At 56.7% G+C, this 18,773-nt stretch carries 14 protein-coding genes; 11 read left to right on the forward strand and 3 right to left on the reverse strand.

From position 1 onward, the window contains the following. Positions 1–24 precede the first annotated feature (24 nt). The 6 genes from NKJ57_RS24450 (at position 25) to NKJ57_RS24475 (ending at position 8,428) form a co-directional block, all read left to right on the forward strand. Positions 25–1,152: a DegT/DnrJ/EryC1/StrS family aminotransferase gene (locus NKJ57_RS24450; protein WP_352512866.1), complete on the forward strand. Its 1,128-nt coding sequence runs from the start codon at positions 25–27 to the stop codon at positions 1,150–1,152. Next, entirely contained in the window at positions 1,149–1,652 is a 504-nt protein-coding gene (locus NKJ57_RS24455) for a GNAT family N-acetyltransferase (protein ID WP_023731357.1), read from the forward strand. Before NKJ57_RS24450 ends, NKJ57_RS24455 begins: the two co-directional genes overlap by 4 nt. A 54-nt stretch (positions 1,653–1,706) precedes the next feature. Continuing rightward, positions 1,707–2,867 carry a glycosyltransferase family protein gene (locus tag NKJ57_RS24460; RefSeq protein ID WP_084569974.1) on the forward strand — a complete coding sequence of 387 codons (1,161 nt, stop codon included), beginning with the start codon at positions 1,707–1,709 and terminating at the stop codon, positions 2,865–2,867. A 202-nt stretch (positions 2,868–3,069) separates the two neighbouring features. Continuing rightward, positions 3,070–3,885 (forward strand): ABC transporter permease, encoded by an 816-nt coding sequence (locus NKJ57_RS24465; protein WP_352512863.1) that lies wholly within the window; start codon positions 3,070–3,072, stop codon positions 3,883–3,885. Continuing rightward, positions 3,840–4,622, forward strand: coding sequence for an ABC transporter ATP-binding protein (locus NKJ57_RS24470; protein ID WP_352512861.1), 783 nt, complete (start codon positions 3,840–3,842; stop codon positions 4,620–4,622). The genes NKJ57_RS24465 and NKJ57_RS24470 overlap by 46 nt, the downstream gene beginning before the upstream one ends. Positions 4,623–4,711: 89 nt before the next feature. Next, a complete protein-coding gene (locus NKJ57_RS24475) occupies positions 4,712–8,428 on the forward strand; it encodes a glycosyltransferase (RefSeq protein WP_352512859.1) in 3,717 nt (1,238 codons plus the stop codon). A 120-nt stretch (positions 8,429–8,548) separates the two neighbouring features. Here NKJ57_RS24475 and NKJ57_RS24480 read toward each other — a convergent pair whose 3' ends face one another. Next, a complete protein-coding gene (locus NKJ57_RS24480; RefSeq protein WP_352512858.1) occupies positions 8,549–9,172 on the reverse strand; it encodes a class I SAM-dependent methyltransferase in 624 nt (207 codons plus the stop codon). 516 nt (positions 9,173–9,688) lie between these two features. On the opposite strand from NKJ57_RS24480, the gene NKJ57_RS24485 reads away from it, so the two are divergent. From NKJ57_RS24485 to NKJ57_RS24495, 3 genes are all read left to right on the forward strand, one after another. Further along, positions 9,689–11,677: an SDR family NAD(P)-dependent oxidoreductase gene (locus tag NKJ57_RS24485; RefSeq protein ID WP_352512856.1), complete on the forward strand. Its 1,989-nt coding sequence runs from the start codon at positions 9,689–9,691 to the stop codon at positions 11,675–11,677. A gap of 139 nt (positions 11,678–11,816) precedes the next feature. Continuing rightward, the gene (locus tag NKJ57_RS24490; RefSeq protein WP_352512854.1) at positions 11,817–12,749 is read left to right on the forward strand and encodes a glycosyltransferase family 2 protein; all 933 of its coding nucleotides are present in this window, start codon (positions 11,817–11,819) and stop codon (positions 12,747–12,749) included. Between the two features lie 17 nt (positions 12,750–12,766). Then, the gene (locus tag NKJ57_RS24495) at positions 12,767–13,306 is read left to right on the forward strand and encodes a sugar transferase (protein ID WP_352498444.1); all 540 of its coding nucleotides are present in this window, start codon (positions 12,767–12,769) and stop codon (positions 13,304–13,306) included. Here NKJ57_RS24495 and NKJ57_RS24500 read toward each other — a convergent pair. Continuing rightward, on the reverse strand, positions 13,294–14,229 hold the full coding sequence (locus NKJ57_RS24500) for an NAD-dependent epimerase/dehydratase family protein (protein ID WP_352512852.1): 936 nt from the start codon (positions 14,227–14,229) through the stop codon (positions 13,294–13,296). The genes NKJ57_RS24495 and NKJ57_RS24500 overlap by 13 nt on opposite strands. Beyond that, entirely contained in the window at positions 14,226–15,512 is a 1,287-nt protein-coding gene (locus NKJ57_RS24505; protein WP_352512850.1) for an O-antigen ligase family protein, read from the reverse strand. The genes NKJ57_RS24500 and NKJ57_RS24505 overlap by 4 nt, the downstream gene beginning before the upstream one ends. Positions 15,513–15,926: 414 nt before the next feature. On the opposite strand from NKJ57_RS24505, the gene cysD reads away from it, so the two are divergent. Both cysD and cysN read left to right on the forward strand, forming a co-directional pair. Further along, entirely contained in the window at positions 15,927–16,832 is a 906-nt protein-coding gene (cysD, locus tag NKJ57_RS24510; RefSeq protein WP_352512848.1) for a sulfate adenylyltransferase subunit CysD, read from the forward strand. 2 nt (positions 16,833–16,834) lie between these two features. Further along, on the forward strand, positions 16,835–18,772 hold the full coding sequence (gene cysN / locus NKJ57_RS24515; RefSeq protein ID WP_023670718.1) for a sulfate adenylyltransferase subunit CysN: 1,938 nt from the start codon (positions 16,835–16,837) through the stop codon (positions 18,770–18,772). Position 18,773 lies beyond the last annotated feature (1 nt).

Consider the following 18,773-nt stretch of genomic DNA (forward strand, 5'->3'; position numbering starts at 1 on the left):
GCAGGCGCTACCGGAGCACATTTGATGTCAGTTCAGCTATTTGTACCGAATTTCCGTATTGAAGAATGCCTGTCGGAAATCCGTGAGTGCCTTGAAAAAGGATGGACAGGTCTTGGCTTCAAGACTGCGGAGTTTGAAACGGCGTGGAAGAACTATACCGGCATTCCGCATGCCCACTTCCTGAATTCCAACACGGTTGGACTTCACCTGGCTTTTGAGCTTTTCAAATCCAAGCACGGATGGAGCGACGACGACGAGGTTATCACGACGCCGCTGACTTTCGTTTCGACCAATCACGCCATCCTTCAGACAGGCCTCAAGCCGGTGTTCGCAGACGTTGATGAATACCTCTGCCTCGACCCCGAAAGCGTGCTCAAGCGGATCACGGACAAGACAAAAGCGCTGATCTTTGTCGGCATGGGAGGCAATACGGGCCGCTATCAGGAGATACTGGAGATTTGTCGCGCGCATGACATCAAGCTGGTGCTCGATGCGGCTCATATGTCAGGCACACGGGTCAACGGAACGCACATTGGCGGTGATGCCGATGCGACGATATTCAGTTTTCAGGCCGTCAAAAATCTTCCCACAGCCGATTCTGGAATGATCTGCTTCAAGGAGGCAGAGGATGACGAGCGAGTTCGTAAGCTGACTTGGTTGGGGATCAACAAGGATACATATGCTCGCACGGCCGCTCAGGGCGCCTACAAATGGATGTATGACGTCGAGGAGCTTGGCTACAAGTATCACGGCAACTCCATCATGGCCGCGATTGCTATCGTGCAGCTGAAATATCTTGATGTCGACAACGCGTTCCGGCGTCAGCTGGCATTTTGGTACCGTCACCATCTTGAGGGTCACAACCACGTCAATGTAGTGCCGACCGTGGATAGTTGTGAGTCTGCCCAGCATCTTCTCCAGATACGCGTTCAGAACCGCGATAATCTGATGCTTGCCCTTAACGAGCACGGTGTCTATCCCGGCGTTCACTATCGTGACAACACCGACTACCGGATGTACGCCTTCGCGGCAGGTACCTGTCCAAATGCTTCGGCGGCAAGCAAGGAAATCATATCGTTGCCGCTGCATCTTCGCATGAGCAAGACGGATGTGGACTTGGTTTCCGAACTGGTTCTCAAATACGCCCAATGAAACCGCAAATCGCCCCTTTCGGAGACGGCACGGTTATCTTGAGGCTCGTGGAGGAGCGGGATCTCGAGACAATCCTTGCCTGGCGCAATCGTGACGACGCACGCGTCTGGTTCAACACATCCGACAGGATCAACCTTGCCGCGCATATCGCCTGGTACAAAAGCTACCTCAAAAAGAAAAATGATTTTTTCTTTCTGGTGGAAGCGAATGGCCACCCGGTCGGCCAGTGCGCCATTTACGATATCGATGAGAATACCCGGAGCGCGGAAGTTGGCCGATTTCTAGTCGCGCCAGAAATGGCTGGCAAAGGCTATATCGGCCGCTCATGCGCGGAAATCGTCCGCTTCGGCACGCAATTCCTGAACCTCTCCTATCTCTTCCTTGAGGTTATGGAGCAAAATACAAAAGCCATTCGCCTTTACATACGCGAGGGGTTTATTGAGGAAGGCCGTTCCGATGGCTTGATCCGCATGGGCTTGGGTCGAGGTAGAACTCCATGACCGCGAGGCGCAATTTCATGCTAACGCCTCCGCGCCGGGCTATGTGAGCTCGACATGGCCAGGATCCTAATGATCATAGAGGCAAAAATTGCCACTACATATTTGCTTGAGCAAATCATGGAGGCCTGTCGGGCTCATGGCGTCGATCACGAAGTAAAATTCATGACCGAACTTCAGGTAGGTGACTTTTCACCAAATACAATTCCAATGTTTGTAAGGTGCGCCGACTCACAGGCTTCGGCATGGGCAAAACTACTCTCTGATGCGGGCAGGCCATATGTGTACTATATCGATGATAATTTTTGGAGAATTGTTGGAGACAATCCTCTCGCATTGTATTATCGGCATCCAACTGTCAGGAAATCGTTGGAGTTTATGGTTTCTCATGCTGAGACCGTTATCGTAAACTCCCCCGAACTGGCTAGGTTCGTATCAAGTTTTAATGCCCGCGTGACGGTTCTGCCGTCGTTTTTCGATTTTTCACTCATTGACGGCCCGTCTTCGGTTTCTACTGACGAAATCCGAATCGGCTTTGCGGGAAGCCCTTCGCGGGTTGCTGATTTGAGTTTGATATCGCCGCTTATTCAGCCGATCCTGGAGAGATTTCCAAAAACGGTATTCGAGTTCGCCGGTGTCCTTCCATGGGGAGTCAAGGCCGGCGCACGAGTTCGGTTTTTTCCGCACACTGGCGACTACGGCGCCTACATCAAATTCCAGACTTCGAGAAATTGGGCGATTGGCTTGGCACCTCTGATCGACCATGAAGCAAACCGCAGCAAGACAGATAACAAGTATCGTGAGTATGGCGCCCTTCGTATAGCCGGGATATACTCAAACATTACTCCATACAAAGACGTCGTAAGGGATGCACAAACAGGACTTCTCGTTGACAATACCGAGAAAGCGTGGCTGGATGCGATATCAATGCTGGTTAAGTTGCCGGAAAAACGAAATGAATTGATTGGTGTCGCATTTGATGACGCTAAGAAACGATATAATTTAAGTACGGTCTCCCAGAATTGGGCTGACGTATTCATTCAAATGGATGGCCGTCGTCCGAAAAATGTAAAAAAGCTTAATTTGAGAAAAGTTAGGTGGGGGAAATTATGGGGGAGATTCGAAAGGTATAGAGTACACTTTATGGTGAACTATCGAGATGGAGGGTGTTTTCTTATCACCCAGAAAATAATTCGAAAAATACTGGTTCGTGCCTAGTGCTTTATGTCAATCGCATGGGGCGCTCATTTGACAGGTTATCCGGCCACATGATCTTTTGCGAATTGGCAACGCGCCCATGGGCTTGCCGTCTCCATCTGCAGCATCTCGCCGGTCACGGTCGGGGAGCACTGCAACGCGATGCTGAAATCACCCTCCATGGCGGCGCGACTCAAGCGAAACGGCAAACTCGGTACTGCTCATGAAACACAGCTATTCAAGTGCGGACAAGAACAGGCTGCTCCGTGACGTCTTGCGCTCGCTTCTGCTTCATCGCGTCTGGTTTTTTATCGGCGTGCAAGACATCAAGCGTCGCTATCACCGTTCGTTCATCGGTCCGCTGTGGATTCTGCTCAACCTTGGACTCTATGTGGGGGCTATAGGTTTCGTTTACGGCGTCATGTTCGGGCAGGATCTGGGGGCCTTTCTTCCTTACCTGATGCTGGGTTTCGTTATCTGGGGGTTGATTTCCGCCTCCATCATCGATGCTGGCATGGTTTTCATAAATGCGGAGGGCTATATCAAGCAGTTCTCATACCCAAAGCAAATATACATTATGAGGACTTTAGTAAGTAGCAGTATGAATTTTGTAATTGGCCTGTTCGCTATCGGAATATTGCAGATTGCGCTTGGTATTTTTGAAGTTACCGGATGGCTTACGGCTGTTCCTGGTCTATTTATGTTATATATTGCCCTGATTGGTCATATCACGATATTCTCCTACCTAGGTGTTGCTTTTCGAGATCTTCCGCATGCCTTATCTGGTGTTTTGCAGGTCCTGTTCTATCTGACGCCGATCGTGGTTCCTGCCAGTGTTCTGAAGGATCACGGCCTGGAGCTCGTCTATATGATTAACCCCATCTACCATTTGATCGATATCGTGCGCCATCCAATTCTGTATACAAGCTTCGCTCCGCTTTTTTCATACGAATTTGTGGCTGCCTATATTCTGATCTTGTACGGGATTGCTTGGTGCGTGGCTTCGCGGTTGGACAAAAAAGTGGTGTTCCTCCTTTGACGCAGAACTTCATACGACTGCATAACGCCGGCGTAATTTTCACCGGCGATATGAATACCGATGGGCTGATAGGCTGGTTGACCAGGAGACGCAGCGCGGGAGCGGCTCCCGGCGCCTATGCGGTTGAGGCCCTCAAGAATGTCACTGTTGCTATCGAGCAGGGCGAGAGGGTGGGGCTTATCGGCCTGAATGGGGCGGGGAAGAGCACGCTGTTGAAGGTGATGGCCGGCATCTACGCGCCGACCAGCGGAGTCGTCGAAACCGAAGGGCATGTTTGCCCGATGTTCGAGTTCGCAACCGGTTTCGAGATGAATCAAACCGGCCGGGACAACATCCGCATCCGCGGCTTGCTGCTTGGCATGACGCCCGATGAGATCGAGGCGAAGCTGCCGGAGATTGAGGAGTTTACGGAGCTTGGCGAGTTCCTGGGATATCCCGTTCGGACATATTCCGCGGGTATGTTCATTCGCCTCGCATTTGCTGTTTCAACGAGCATAAACCCGGAAATATTGCTTATAGATGAGGTGATGGGCGCTGGAGATATTCGTTTTGCGAAGAAGGCAAAACGTCGTATGTTTGAATTTATGGAACAGGGTAAGATTCTTGTTTTCTCATCTCATAACTTTGATTTGTTGAAGAGTTTTTGCGCAAGAACTATCTGGATAGATAAGGGAATAATTGTTATGGATGGCGACACATCAGAGGTGATATCTGGATACGAGGCCTCGCAGCGATAAACTGTCTGCCTTGCGGCGGAGTAGAGCGGAGATCGACGTCACGTCGGCTTGTACGCGGAGCTCAATAGATATTTGAATTCGGAGGAAATATGAGATTCGGTGATTGTGGCCACGATCTTTCCATTAGCCACATCGACAGAAGGCGGTCGGTACCAGAAGTGACGGCGATCCTTCCTACTTTTGCGCGTGCTAACGGGTCCTTGCGGCTTTCAATTGAGAGCGTGCTTTCGCAAAGCTATGGCGATTTCGAGCTGATCATTGTGGATGACGGTTCGCGCGATGGAACTGCCGATGTGCTGAGTGAGTACCAGCTTGCCGATCCACGGGTCATCATACATTCGTACAAGCACAACAGTGGTCTTCCAGCCTTGCGCGTCAATCAGGCCGCGCTTCACGGTCGCGGCAAGTACATTGCCTATCAGTTTGATGATGATCTTTGGACGGAGGACAGCTTAAAGGTGCGTATGGCTTGGCTTGGGCGTCAAGCTGTTCCAAGCGTCGCCTATGGTAGCTGCGACGCCTATCGTGCGACGGACAAAGGCGATGTCTTTCTGCGGGTGCTTGGGCAGGAGTTCAATTATGGACTCCTGCTGCATGGCAACTATATCGCAAACAACTCAGTAATTCACCATGCTGCTCTTTTTGAAAGGCATGGCATGTACGACCCTCACGTGGCGGCCAGGCGATACTCGGACTACGATCTCTGGCTTCGTTTCGGAAGAAGTGCTCCCTTTCAATGGGTGGATGCGACGTGTTCGATCGTTCGCGCCGACATGGAGAACTCGCTTGGCCGGGATGTGCGGTCAGATTTTACCCGCACCTTGAAATACCTGCAGCTTGCGCGAGACAATCAGCTGAAGCCTGACAATATTGCTGGCTATGATCTGATTGGCGCCGAACATTGGAGGAACAGATTCTCGAAGTCCGAGATACAGAGGTACTATAGAGAAGAGGCTCTGCCGTTTGTTTCGAGATATAATGACTACTGTAGCCCCTCAGAGCTGGCCGTTGCCGCATCCGGGGCTATGCAGCACAAGCGTATACTGGTGACGAAGCCTGATTACAGCACGTCTGTGGATGTGGCCGTTCGTAATTTTGAGAACCTTGAAAATCAAAGAGGCTTTAGCAGTACCTTCGTAAGGGAGCGAGATGTACGGCACTTCGACACGTCGGACACGGACATGGCCATCCTATACCGTACTGTGGGTCCCGCAGAGCAACTGTTGGCTGGTAAGGGGCGAAGGGGCATTCCGTGTGCCTATTTGATGGACGACAACATGCTTCGCTTCCATGAAGTGGGGGCAGAACATTCCTCTATCGCGCCTGGTACGCCTGGATACCGAAGCATAGTGACGCAGATATCCGCAGCCGATGCTGTTATCGGGTACAGCGATGAAATTATTGACGATTTTGGAGAGTATAATCGCCATAGGATTAGACTTCAATCCAATATACGTCGTCGTTATATTGAAAAACGAGAATACGGGAGGTCTGGAAAATTTCGAATAGCGATTTTTAGCAATAAATTTCGAGGTGTTATTATCGCAAAAATCTGGGCTGGGCTACAACGTGTGGCGTCAGATTATAAGGATGACGTCGAATTTCACTTCTGGGGAATCGATCCGCGTGATTTCCCTGCTCTGGAGTGCGATGTCTATTTCAAGCCGTTCACCCATTCATATGACAGCTATCTTGCTGAACTAAGCAGCACTTATTTCGATATTTCGCTCACGCCTCTTGAGGGTGAGACACGTGCTGAACGGAGTAAGAGCCCTGTCAAATTGTTAGAATCGGTCACGGCAGGTGCGATTAGCGTAATGAGTAATGTGGCGCCGTATAGCCGCTTGCCCGATTCGGTTTGTGTCAAGGTGAGCAATCGACCTGATGACTGGGCAAACGCGATTGAAGGTCTGATCAAGATGAAGGCCGAGCAACGCGACAAAATATTGGAGAAGGTTCGTAGATATGTAGAAACCCATTATACCACGGAAAATCAATACTACGATTTTTATGGTGCGCTCGCCGCGACAGCACTTCATTCGCGTTTGAAGGATAAGGCAATTCTCTATGGCTTTCATGAGGCCGCGCTGGGAGGAGCAACCCTTCATTTGCTGCGGCATGCGGCGCTGGTATCTTCTTTCGGTTTCGACGTTGTGGGTTTGGTTCCGCAGGACGAGAGGTTTGGACCAGAATTTGCTCGTCTTTGGTGCGCGGCAACGAAGGATGCTCCGCTGTTGGAGGAGAACTGGCAGAACGGAATGAATGGTGTCGATGCGTCGAAAATCCGGTCGCTTCATGAGAGAGATCGGGAGGGTGCCCAACGCATTGGCGAAAGATTAGCTGGGCTTAATATAGGACTTCTTCACTTCGCAACCTGGCAGCCAGCTATGACGGCGCTTGGATTCGAACTTGGGGTTCCAGTTGTCGCTAGCGTTCATCAATACTATGAGGGCGCCAATACGACGGGCTTCGCCCATGCAATTCATTGCTCCTCGGCGACACATGGGGAGCGGTGGAAGAAAGAGTCTGGGGTCGCCGTGCGCCGTATCGTCTGCCCCGTCGAAGATATCTATCTCTCGCTATTCCAAGCACAGGAGGTTCGGAACTTTTCCATACGAGATCCGCTGCAGATAGTGGTTTCGGGAACGTTGCAGCCTCGCAAGAATCAACTCGCCGCCATCAACGCGGCCGTGCTTCTGCGAAAGGCTGGGCACAACGTTACTGTCCACGTGATCGGTTACGATGACCTTCATGTTGAGTACGCCAAGGAGTGCCGCGATTATGTGGCGGAACAAGGTCTGGAAAACCACGTCATCTTTCATGGGTTCGTTTCCGATCCGGAACGCTTCTACGCAGGCTGCGACGTGTTGCTCATTTCCGCCCTGGACGAATCTATGCCGCAGACGATGCTTCAGGCTATGGCGTCTGGTGTCGCTGTTATCTCGCCCAGTGTTGGCGGCGTATCCGAATTGATCAAGCATCGTTACAACGGGTTGATTGCCAAGGATACGTCCCCCGAGGAACTGGCGAATGCTGTTATGGAGTTTCTTGGATATCCAGTTGTGCGGCGATCTGAGATGTTAAGAAGTGCTTATCGGACGATAAGCGTCCTGGGACGTTCAAGCTATGTCCGTGCCGAATTGATGGATCTCTATGGGGCAGCCTTCAGCAAGGCGGCGTCCGAGAAGTCGATCGAGGCGGTCGCTGATGTCTCGATGGCTCGACCGGACGTGCTCCCAGAGAGATTTGAGCCCGCTGTGGTTTCCACAATTGCCAGGCTCCATTCGGAGGTTGAAGCTCAACATTTCTCACGTCCACTCAGGCTTGCGAGAGCCGTTAACTGGCGGACGAGCGAAATGTGGGACATGGTTTCTTCCGTTTTCGCTCCGCTTGACCTTTTCAGCCGCCAGCACTTCGGCCGCATGCGACGTGATGAACTGCGTCTGAGCGAGGATCTCTCGAGCATATCTTATAGAGAATATACCGTTCGTTTCGCGCTTACCTCCCTATCGGTTGTCCATCTTGGCATCGTGCCACTTATTCGGACGCAGGCAGGGCTCATAGGCATAGAGATCGTGTCCAGCAATGATAAGATTATGGGTTCCGTGACCCGCTCACTCGCCGATATTGAAGAGGGCCTCCCCGCAAGATTTTCGTTTGACACGCCTGTTCGTGATCTTCAGGCGGGGTGGCGGCTCAGAGTTTTCGTGCGCGAAGCGGACGTACCGGTCACCATCTATGAGGTGGTGCGGCCACCGGTGATCTACGGCGCACTAAAGCGTTTTCCCTTCGCTAGATTCGAGTAGCTACGGTCGCTGCGTCTAAAGCGAGTGACGGAGGTTGCACGATTTGGATGAGCGCGCAGCGTGATGTGCATACAATCCGTGACCAGTGGAGCGCATTAGCCAATTCGCGCTTAGCAATTGTCAAGAATGGCGCGTGACAATGTATGCTTGGCCCCCGGAGCGAAGGCTAACGGTCTCAATTTCGCCTAGGTCCCTTGGCCCTATGGCACGGATAATTTTCCGAATAAAAGCATCTGAATATCGTCGGTGTAAAAACTGAACGCCGCCAATCGTCTCGTAATTTTCCTCTATTTCCTGTTCGTCGCTTGGCCAAGTTGTGAAGATGCAGGTCTTCCGCGTGACACGAAGCAATTCAGCTACGAACTGGTCTATCTCAGGAATGTGGCCGAGCACCTCAAAACACAGAACCACATCGAATTCCTCCTTTCCGAAAGCAAGATCATAACCATCACCTAAAATAAATTCGCCTTCTGGGAAATTGCCTATCGCTTTCTCCAGCATTTTTATAGATGAGTCGATACCAATATATCTGGAATCGCTAAGTATACTATTGGTGAGTTTTTCGTAAATGAGGCCGGTCCCGCAGCCAACTTCGAGAATGGAAGGTGCATGGGAATCAACATGATGCGATACTATGTGGACTAGCTCTTCGCGATGAGCATCTTCGGTTGGGCAATTCTGCCAGATCGACTGAATTTCATCTGCAATTCCATCAACATCCCAATTGTCCCAAGCTCGAACCATGGGTCACTTCCTCTGATTTGAGTGTCTGGTCGACGATACCAGCAGCCTCCGCTAGCCAGTAATCTAGGATTTATCAGGGCACGGCTTCCCACATGGACGCCGGTCGCATGGAATGCGGATTGTCTCCGGCCGGCTTGGCATATAGTATCTGGCTGTTGGCTCGCCTCCAGCCTTTGGTTGCGCCTCCTGTCGCGCGATATGCGCCACAGGCGGGTTGGGCATGACATCTCGAAATCTCGACCGTTCCATCGCCGGTATTATAGCGATCGAGGGCTGACGTATCCACGGGCTGGCTTGAGATCACTCCTCAAAAGGGTGGCTGTTTGAGCGCCCGATTCATCAACCGGACGTGCCATCCAAAAAATATCTGGCGGTAACCGCAACTCCGCGCTATGCGATATTGGGCAGCGGGGGCTGGGGATTGGCACTCTAATCAAGTGGTGGATGGCGGGTTTCCGTCGCTTTTGCACCAACGTTAGTGTCCATGTCCTTGCGCCTGGAGTTCAGTACTACCCAATGACATCCTATGTAGAGGTCGTGTCCGGACTTCGGCCGAAGATGCGGCGCGCCATTATAATGATCCAGGACCTGGTCATGGTCCTGGTCGCGGTGGCGCTGAGTCTGGGGCTTTCGCAGTCGAGACTTTCATTCGACGCGCTCTCCACGGCCGGCCTGGCGTGCTGGGCAAGTATTGTTTTTCTCAGCCACATGCTGTTTCGCTATTGCGGCCTCTACAACACCGTGTGGCGTTTCGCCTCCACGCCGGACTTCTTCAACATCCTGAAGAGCTGCGCCATCCTGACCGTCACGCTCTATGTCGTCTCGCTGGCGGTTCGATCGTTTCAGCCGGTGACCGGCCTCAACGAGCGCCAGTTCATCGTCTTTTTTCTCGTCTCCTTCACCATCATATCGGCGCCTCGGCTCTATTACCGGTTCCTGCGCGACGGGGCGAGCTGGCGAATCCTGAGCCGCAACGCAAACAATGCGGCGATCAAACAAGCGCTGTTCGTCGGCAGGCTTGGCGAAGCAGACGTCATCATCCGCTTCACCCGCACGGCCGAGCCGGCCGAATATTCCATCGCCGGCATCATGGCCATCGAGAACGGCGCGCCGTTGGGCACGCAGATTCAGGGCGTTCCGGTGGTGGCCGTGCGGCCCCGCCTGGTCGAGGTCCTCGAAGAATATGCAAGAGGCACCAAAAGCCTCGACATGCTGATTTTCGGCAATGGCACTGAACGCGAGATCGAGGAATATTCGGAACTGGTCCGTGTCGCCCGTCACAGCGGCATCGCCGTCGTCCAGTTCTCCGGCGTTTCGGAGCTCGGCCAGGGCGGAAAGCTGGTACTCGACGCTGTCGAGATGGAAACCATCCTGCGCCGCTCCACAGTTGCTTCCGATATGGAGCGGATCGGCGGCTTTATCGGTGGCAAGCGCGTCCTGGTCACCGGCGGCGCCGGTTCAATCGGTCGCATCCTGGTCAAGCGGTCGCTGGAACTTGGCGCCGAGGCGGTTCTGGTCGCCGATATCTCGGAGTTCGGTATTTTCCAGCTCGACCAGCAGGTTGACGAAAAGGACCATGTCCGGCTCAAGAGCCGCATCGTCGATGTCACAGACCGGCGCCAGATCACCCGCGTCGTCAGCGATTTCAAGCCCGACATCATCTTCCATGCCGCCGCGCTCAAACATGTGCCGCTGCTCGAGGAAAATTGGGAATCGGCGATCCAGACCAACATTTTGGGCACCCTCGTCTGCGCCGAGGTTGCCGCCAAATGCGGGGTGCCGCAGTTCCTGCTGATTTCCAGCGACAAGGCGGTCGATCCGACCTCGGTGCTCGGCATGACGAAACGCGCCGCCGAGCAGATCGTCTCTTCGCTGCACGAAACGCACGCCACCGGGCCTAGCGGCCGTCGCTCCGGCACCAAGTTCATCGCCGTGCGGTTCGGCAATGTCTTCGGCTCCAATGGCTCGGTCGCCACCATCTTCCAGGCGCAGATCGAGGCCGGCGGTCCGGTCACCATCACCGATCGCCGCATGACCCGCTACTTCATGACGGTGGCCGAAGCCGTCGACCTCGTCATCATGTCGGCGGCCGACGCCGAGCGGCGCCAGGGCAAGGACGACTACGCCATCTACATGCTCGACATGGGCAAGCCGGTGCCGATCCTCGAAGTCGCTGAAACCATGATCCGCATGGCCGGCAAAAGCCCCTACACCGACATTCCGATCCGTTTCACCGGGATCAGGCCGGGCGAGAAGCTTCACGAGGTGCTGCATGGCGGCAATGAGGAGATCGTCGCGCTGGATATCCCCAAGATCTTCGGCCTCAGGACCGATGTCGTGGGATGGCCCAAGGTCCAGGCGGCGCTGACATCGCTGCAGGCGGCCATGCGCGATCAGGACAAGGCCTCGGCGCTCGCCGTCATGGCCGCCCTCTATCAGGCGGAAGAGCCTCCAAGTGACGCACGCCGGGAAACCGTTGCGAAAACAGTCGGGCAAGCTGGTTAGAGCAATTCCAGGAAAAGTGTGGAGCGGTTTTCCCGTCCGGGATTGCGTCAAAACAAAGAGCCTGTCCTGATCGACCGGGATTGGCTATTGAAACCGATCCGATGGCCGTTCCCAGGCGTTTGCAGATGATTTTGAACCAGTGAGCAGACAAGATCAGCGCGTGGCCGTGCTGCTGGGCACGAAAGATGGCGCGGCTTTCCTTGACGAGCAGCTCGCGTCGCTGGCTGCGCAATCGCATCCTGTTGTCGACCTATGGGTTTCCGACGACGGTTCGACAGACGGCACTTCGGCCATTATCGGCGCCTGGCAGAGCCGCTGGTCCAAGGGCCGGTTGACCCTGTCGAATGGTCCTCGCCAAGGCTTTGCCGCCAATTTCCGCGGGATGATCATCGATCCGCGCATCGAGGCCGACTACTACGCCTTCTGCGACCAGGACGACATCTGGGAGCCGGACAGGTTGGAGAGCGCCATTGCCTGGATGCAAGGGCACGATGCCGGAACGCCGCTGCTGTTTTGCTCCAGGACCGCGACCATGTCCGAAGCCGGAGCAGCGCAAGGGTATTCGCCGCTGTTCCAGCATCCACCCGCATTTCGCAATGCGCTTGTGCAAAGCATTGCCGGCGGCAACACGATGATGATCAACCGCGCCGCGCGAAAGTTGCTGGCAAAGGCATCGGCAAGGACCGAGTTCGTCAGCCATGACTGGTGGACCTATCTGATCGTCACGGCTGCCGGCGGCATTGTTCGCTATGACCCGCGACCGCTGGTGCGCTACCGCCAGCATGAGGCAAACCTGGTCGGCGCCAACGTGTCGTGGAAGGCGAGGCTGTCGCGGCTGGGGCGCCTCTTCAGGGGCGAGTTCGCCGTCTGGACCGATCACAATCTGAGCGGCCTGGCGGTCAATCGCGACATCCTCACGAGGGATGCCGCCGCCTGTCTCGGCCTGTTCATCAGGGCGCGAAAGGGCGGTATCTTGCGACGCCTGCGCCTTCTCCGGAAAAGCGGCGTCTACCGGCAGACGCTGGCTGGTACACTTGGGCTCTATCTGGCCTTCATCTGGCGGCGGATCTAGAGCATGCTGAGATGGCCATGAGGGGACCCAAGCGAGCTTTCGATCTCGTCGCGGCGGCGGTTCTGTTGCCGCTAACCTCGCCCGTCACCCTGCTTGCCATACTGGCAATCAGGCTGTCGTCGCCCGGACCGGCACTCCTCTCCCAAACTCGCGTCGGCCAGCACGGGGTGCTGTTTCGCTGCCACAAGTTGAGGACGATGGTTGTGGGAACGCCGTCTCTGCCCTCGCATCAGGCGCCGGCAAACTCCGTCACCGCCGCCGGTAAGGTGCTGCGAAAATTCAAGATCGACGAGCTGCCGCAGCTCTGGAACGTGCTCAAGGGCGAGATGAGCCTGGTCGGACCGCGGCCGTGCTTGCCCACGCAAACGGAATTGATCGAACGCCGCAGGCAATTGGGTGTGCTTGCCGCACTTCCGGGCATTACCGGGCTGGCACAGATGAAAGGCATCGACATGTCGGATCCGAAACTCTGCGCCGAAACGGATGCCGAATATCTCAGGGGGGCCTCGATCGGACTCGACGTCAAAATCCTGCTTGGCACAATCTACCGGACCTGACGGGCCTGTCGTGCAAGTTCCTCAATCCGGCCGAGCGTGTCGGTTTCCGGCATCCAGCCTTCCGAGATCAGCAGTGACGGGTCGCAAATCTGTGTCGCCATGGAAGCGTCGTACGCTGCTTTTCCGCCAAGCAGTGTGGCGAACAGCCTGAATGGCCAGGCCGGCACAGGAACGAGCCGGGTCGGAACGTCGTATCCGTGCCTGAATGCAGTCAAGATTTCGAACATCGCAACGGGGGAAGCATCGCCCAGGACATAGGTCGGGCGCGGTGGCGTGGGATGAGTCAAAAGATGCGCCACGGCGCCAGCCACCGCGTCGCGCGATATCAGCGAACGAACTGCGGTGAAAGCGCCTAAGGGCAATGGTAAGGCAATGGCGGCAGCCCGCATCATTCCACGCAGGTTTCCCTTCATGCCTTCGCCATAGACCGGCGGCAGGCGCAGCGCCGTGGCATCGGAGGGCCTGGACGCATAGGCTTCCAGTGTCTTGATCTCGCCTTCGCGTTTCGAGCGCCCGTAGGCGCATTGCGGGGCAGGGAGCGTCGCCTCGCTGATCGTTCCGCTGAAACCGGGACCGGCTACTGCCCGGATCGACGACAGATAGATGAAGCGCCCGCTTGTCCGCGAGGCGGCCGCGCGCGCCAGCTGCGCGGTCAGTGTCGCGTTGGCTGCCATGAAGTCGGCTTCGCTCGCCTTGCGGTCATTGTTGAGCGCCGCACAGTGGACGACATGGGTGATATCTCGCATCAGCGCCTGGTATGCCTGAGCCGGTGCGTCGAAGTCCGGCAACAAAACCGCATCGCTCACGGGATCGAGCCGTTCCGGGTGGCGCGATGCCATGCGCACCCCGAACCCGGCTTCGCGCAGCTGGTTGACGACCTGCCTGCCGATGAAACCCGTCGCGCCTGTGACCAGCACTTTCACGGCCGGCTTGCCTGGGGCGCCGGGGCCTGTTGTTCCGGCAGCATTTGTTGCCGGCCCGATGCAAGATATGTCCCGGACACCAGAAACACCATCAGTGTGGCATCGAGGATGTCGTGGCCGACCAGGATGCCGGTCAGGCCGCCGATGAGGTAGGTGATCGCAGTGACGACAATCATCGTGGCGCCGAACCGCTCGATCGCGTCCGTGCTGGTGCGCAGCACGATGGCCGCGTTTCTCGCGGCAACGAAGAACACAGCCGCGAGCGTTACGGCTCCAAGCAGCCCGGCCTCCACCAATGCAGTCAGGAAGCCATTGTGAAAATGGCTGAAGCCCGTGGACGGCATGTGGAACTGATTGTGGAATCCATCCTTTATCAGCTCACGGCTTGCAGCAATGCCGTGACCGAAAATCGGCATGTCGTGGAAGGCGCTCAGCCCAATCTGCCAAAGTGCTGCGCGCAAGCCGAGCGCGGTCGTGTGGTCGCCCTTCGTGGCGAGCGCATCCCAGTCGCTGAACAGGAAGGCCGCGCGCTCGGAAATGATGGGGAGACCAATGACCGCGATGACGATGCCGATCGCGCCCGCAATCAGCAAAAGCCGAATGGCGTTTCTGTTGTTGAGCTTGCGACGGTTGATCAGCAGGACCGCGATGCCGGCCACCAGCATCGCCAGCCAGATGATCCGCGACCCCGAATAGACAATGTCGACCGCGCCGGCCAGTGTCGCGCAGGCCAGCAACGCCCTGTTCTTTTCGACACCCGATAAGGCGCCTGCCAGGCACATCATCATGCTGAGGCAGGCGACGGTCGCGAACACGATCGGATTGCCGGCGCCGCCTTCGGCCCGTATGCCCAGCCCGTGATATTGCACGACGGCCAGCAGCAGGGCGCCAAAACAGGCGGCGGCGCTCGCCAGCACGACGATGCGCGTCAGCGTGGTTTTCTCGGTGATGCTCCAGGTCGCGTATGAGACCGGGAAAAACAGGAAGGTGATCAGCCCTGCCAGATGCGGCGCATCCCTGGCGATCGAATTGTTGACGATGGAGGCGAGCACGCTGGCTGCGCAATAGGCATAGATGGCCACCGTCATCGCGGTCATCGGCCGGTCGATGTTGAAACGCCGTCTTTTCAGCGCAAGCAGAAGCACCGACCACAGGCCGCCGCCATTGAACAAAAAGCTGACCGCCGATCCCAGTACCGGCGGGAAAAAGAAGCACAAAATGGAGAAGGTGACGTTGATCCGTGACGGCGAAACGTGCTGCTTGATGGCGGAGATCGGGGTCAATGCTCTGGTTCACAATGCGCTGGGTCGCGTGGCGACGGACAATGTTTGGCGGCGGCATTTGCGGCATGCCGCCCGGCGCAGGTTCAGGAGCCGGTATAGCGGCTGGGTGCGGTTTTCGAAAGTGCGACGAGGTCGGGCCGGCGTTTCTTTCGGTCCAGGCAAGATTTTTCCCGGCCTTTGAATGCTATCGCTCCGTCGGGCAGGAATTTTCGGATTCTAGGCTTTTCATGGAAAATTCGTTGCCGATCGGTGTGGCCGCCGGCCTTTCCAGCGTTGTTATATCAGGTGGCGATCTGCTAGAACGCCGGCACGAACCGATAGTGTCCAGCAGTGAAGCTTGAACCGGGCGGCTGAAAAGGACGCCCGATCCATCTGATGCAAGGTCTGGATTGCACGAGAGAACGCTCACAGTCCATGAACATCGCGCTTACGCACCTGCAGCGGCTCGAGGCCGAGTCCATCCACATCTTCCGTGAGGTTGCCGCCTCCTTCTCCAAGCCGGTGATGCTCTATTCCGTCGGCAAGGATTCCTCCGTGCTGATGCATCTGGCAATGAAGGCCTTCTATCCGGCCAAGCCGCCTTTCCCCTTCCTGCATGTCGACACCACCTGGAAGTTCCGCGAGATGATCGCCTTTCGCGACCAGATGGCGCAGAAGCTCGGCTTCGACCTGCTGGTCCACGTCAATGAAGACGGCGTGCGCGACGGTATCAACCCCTTTGACCATGGCTCGAACACCCACACCCATGTCATGAAGACGGTGGCGTTGCGCCAGGCGCTCGACAAATACGGCTTTGACGCTGCCTTCGGCGGGGCTCGGCGCGACGAGGAGAAGTCGCGCGCCAAGGAGCGCATCTTTTCCTTCCGCAACGCCCAGCATGTCTGGGACCCGAAGAACCAGCGGCCGGAGATGTGGAAGATCTTCAACACCCGCATCGCGCCGGGCGAATCGATCCGCGTGTTTCCGCTGTCGAACTGGACCGAGCTCGATATCTGGCAGTACATTCTGCAGGAAAACATCCCGATCGTGCCGCTCTATTTCGCCAAGGAGCGGCCGGTGGTCGAACGCGACGGCATGCTGATCATGAAGGATGACGGTCGCATGCAATTGCGCCCCGGTGAGACGATGGAGAACCGTCTGGTGCGTTTCCGCACGCTCGGCTGTTATCCGCTGACCGGCGCCATCGAATCCGACGCCGACACGCTCGAAGCCATCGTCGGCGAGATGCTGACGGCGCGCACCTCCGAGCGCCAGGGCCGCCTCATCGACCGCGATGAAGCCGGCTCGATGGAAAAGAAGAAGCGCGAGGGATATTTCTGAGCATGCGCCATATCCTGGCCAAGAGCCTCGCTCCCACCGACGGCGTGCGCGAATACATGGCGGCGCAGGAGAAGAAGTCGCTGCTGCGCTTCCTCACCTGCGGCTCGGTCGACGACGGCAAGTCGACGCTGATCGGCCGTCTTCTGTCCGACACAAAGCAGATCTTCGAGGACCAGCTCGCCGCACTCGAGCGCGATTCCCGCAAGCACGGCACCACTGGCGACGACATCGACTTCGCGCTTCTGGTCGACGGCCTCGAGGCCGAGCGCGAGCAAGGCATCACCATCGACGTCGCCTACCGCTTCTTCGCCACGCCCAAGCGCAAGTTCATCGTCGCCGACACCCCCGGCCATGAACAGTACACCCGCAACATGGCGACCGGCGCATCGACTGCCGATCTCGCCATCGTGCTGATCGATGCGCGCCAGGGTGTGCTGCGCCAGACCCGGCGCCACTCGATCATCGCTTCGCTGCTCGGCATCCGCCATATCGTGCTTGCCGTCAACAAGATCGACCTCGTCGATTTCGACCAGGCGGTGTTCGACCGTATCGTCGAGGATTACCGGCAGTTCTCGCACGAGCTCGGCTTCCAGACGATCGTGCCGATCCCGATGTCGGCCCGCTATGGGGACAATGTCACCAGCCGCTCCGGCAAGACGGCGTGGTATTCCGGCCCGTCGCTGATCGAGCATCTCGAAACCATATCGGTCGACGAGGCCGCGGTCGAACTGCCGTTCCGGTTTCCGGTGCAGTATGTCAACCGGCCCAATCTCGACTTCCGCGGCTTTGCCGGCACCATCGCGTCCGGCTCCGTCGCGCAGGGCGACGAGGTGGTGGTCGCCAAATCCGGCAAGGCCTCGCGGGTCAAGCGCATCGTCGCGCAAGGCGGCGATCTTGCCCAGGCGGTGGCCGGCCAGGCCATCACCCTTGTGCTCGATGACGAGGTCGAGGTCTCCAGAGGCAACATGCTGGTGTCGCCGGCGGCACGGCCGCAGGTCGCCGACCAGTTCGCCGCCAACATCGTCTGGTTCGACGAGGCAGCGCTGCTGCCGGGACGCTCCTATATACTGCGCACCGAGACCGACCAGACCAGCGCCACCGTCACCGACCTGAAATACCGCGTCAACGTCAACGACTTCGCTCGCGAGGCGGCGAAGTCGCTCGAGATGAACGAAGTCGGCATCTGCAATATCTCGACCCGGGCGCCGATCGCCTTCGACACCTTCGCCGACAACCGCGATACCGGCGCCTTCATCCTGATCGACCGCATCACCAATGCCACGGTCGGCGCCGGCATGATCCTGCATTCCTTGCGCCGCGCCGAAAACATCCATTGGCAGTCGCTCGATGTCGGCAAGCGCGGCCGCTCCGACCTCAAGAGCCAGCGCCCCGCCGTATTCTGGTTCACCGGTCTTTCCGGCTCGGGCAAGTCGACCATCGCCAATCTGCTTGAGAAGAAGCTGTTCGCTTCGGGGCGTCACACCTACATTCTCGACGGCGACAATGTCCGCCACGGCCTCAACCGCGATCTCGGCTTCACCGACGCCGATCGGGTCGAAAACATCCGCCGTGTCGCCGAAGTGGCAAAGCTGATGGCCGATGCCGGGCTGATCGTCATCGTCTCCTTCATTTCCCCCTTCAGCGCCGAGCGGCGCATGGCCAGGGAGTTGATGGCCGACGGCGAGTTCGTCGAAGTGTTCGTCGATACGCCGTTCGAGGAATGCGCCCGACGCGACCCGAAAGGCCTTTACGCACGGGCGCTGAATGGCGAGATCAAGAACTTCACCGGCGTCGATTCCCCGTATGAAGCTCCCGAAAATCCCGAAATCCATCTCAAGACACTCGGCAAGACGGCCGAGGAGATGGTAGAGGCTCTGGAACACTGGCTGAATGAGCGCGACATTGCCGAAGACCAATATGACAGCGGCGGCGGCATCTGAC

This window comes from Mesorhizobium sp. M0077 (assembly GCF_040322955.1).
Taxonomy (GTDB): domain Bacteria; phylum Pseudomonadota; class Alphaproteobacteria; order Rhizobiales; family Rhizobiaceae; genus Mesorhizobium.

Coding starts and splice junctions, on each gene's coding strand:
- NKJ57_RS24495 (WP_352498444.1), top strand. CDS start 12,767: ATGAGGGGACCCAAGCGAGCTTTCGATCTCGTCGCGGCGGCGGTTCTG.
- NKJ57_RS24475 (WP_352512859.1), top strand. CDS start 4,712: ATGAGATTCGGTGATTGTGGCCACGATCTTTCCATTAGCCACATCGAC.
- cysD (WP_352512848.1), top strand. CDS start 15,927: ATGAACATCGCGCTTACGCACCTGCAGCGGCTCGAGGCCGAGTCCATC.
- NKJ57_RS24460 (WP_084569974.1), top strand. CDS start 1,707: ATGGCCAGGATCCTAATGATCATAGAGGCAAAAATTGCCACTACATAT.
- NKJ57_RS24480 (WP_352512858.1), bottom strand. CDS start 9,172: ATGGTTCGAGCTTGGGACAATTGGGATGTTGATGGAATTGCAGATGAA.
- NKJ57_RS24450 (WP_352512866.1), top strand. CDS start 25: ATGTCAGTTCAGCTATTTGTACCGAATTTCCGTATTGAAGAATGCCTG.
- NKJ57_RS24455 (WP_023731357.1), top strand. CDS start 1,149: ATGAAACCGCAAATCGCCCCTTTCGGAGACGGCACGGTTATCTTGAGG.
- NKJ57_RS24485 (WP_352512856.1), top strand. CDS start 9,689: ATGACATCCTATGTAGAGGTCGTGTCCGGACTTCGGCCGAAGATGCGG.
- cysN (WP_023670718.1), top strand. CDS start 16,835: ATGCGCCATATCCTGGCCAAGAGCCTCGCTCCCACCGACGGCGTGCGC.
- NKJ57_RS24465 (WP_352512863.1), top strand. CDS start 3,070: ATGAAACACAGCTATTCAAGTGCGGACAAGAACAGGCTGCTCCGTGAC.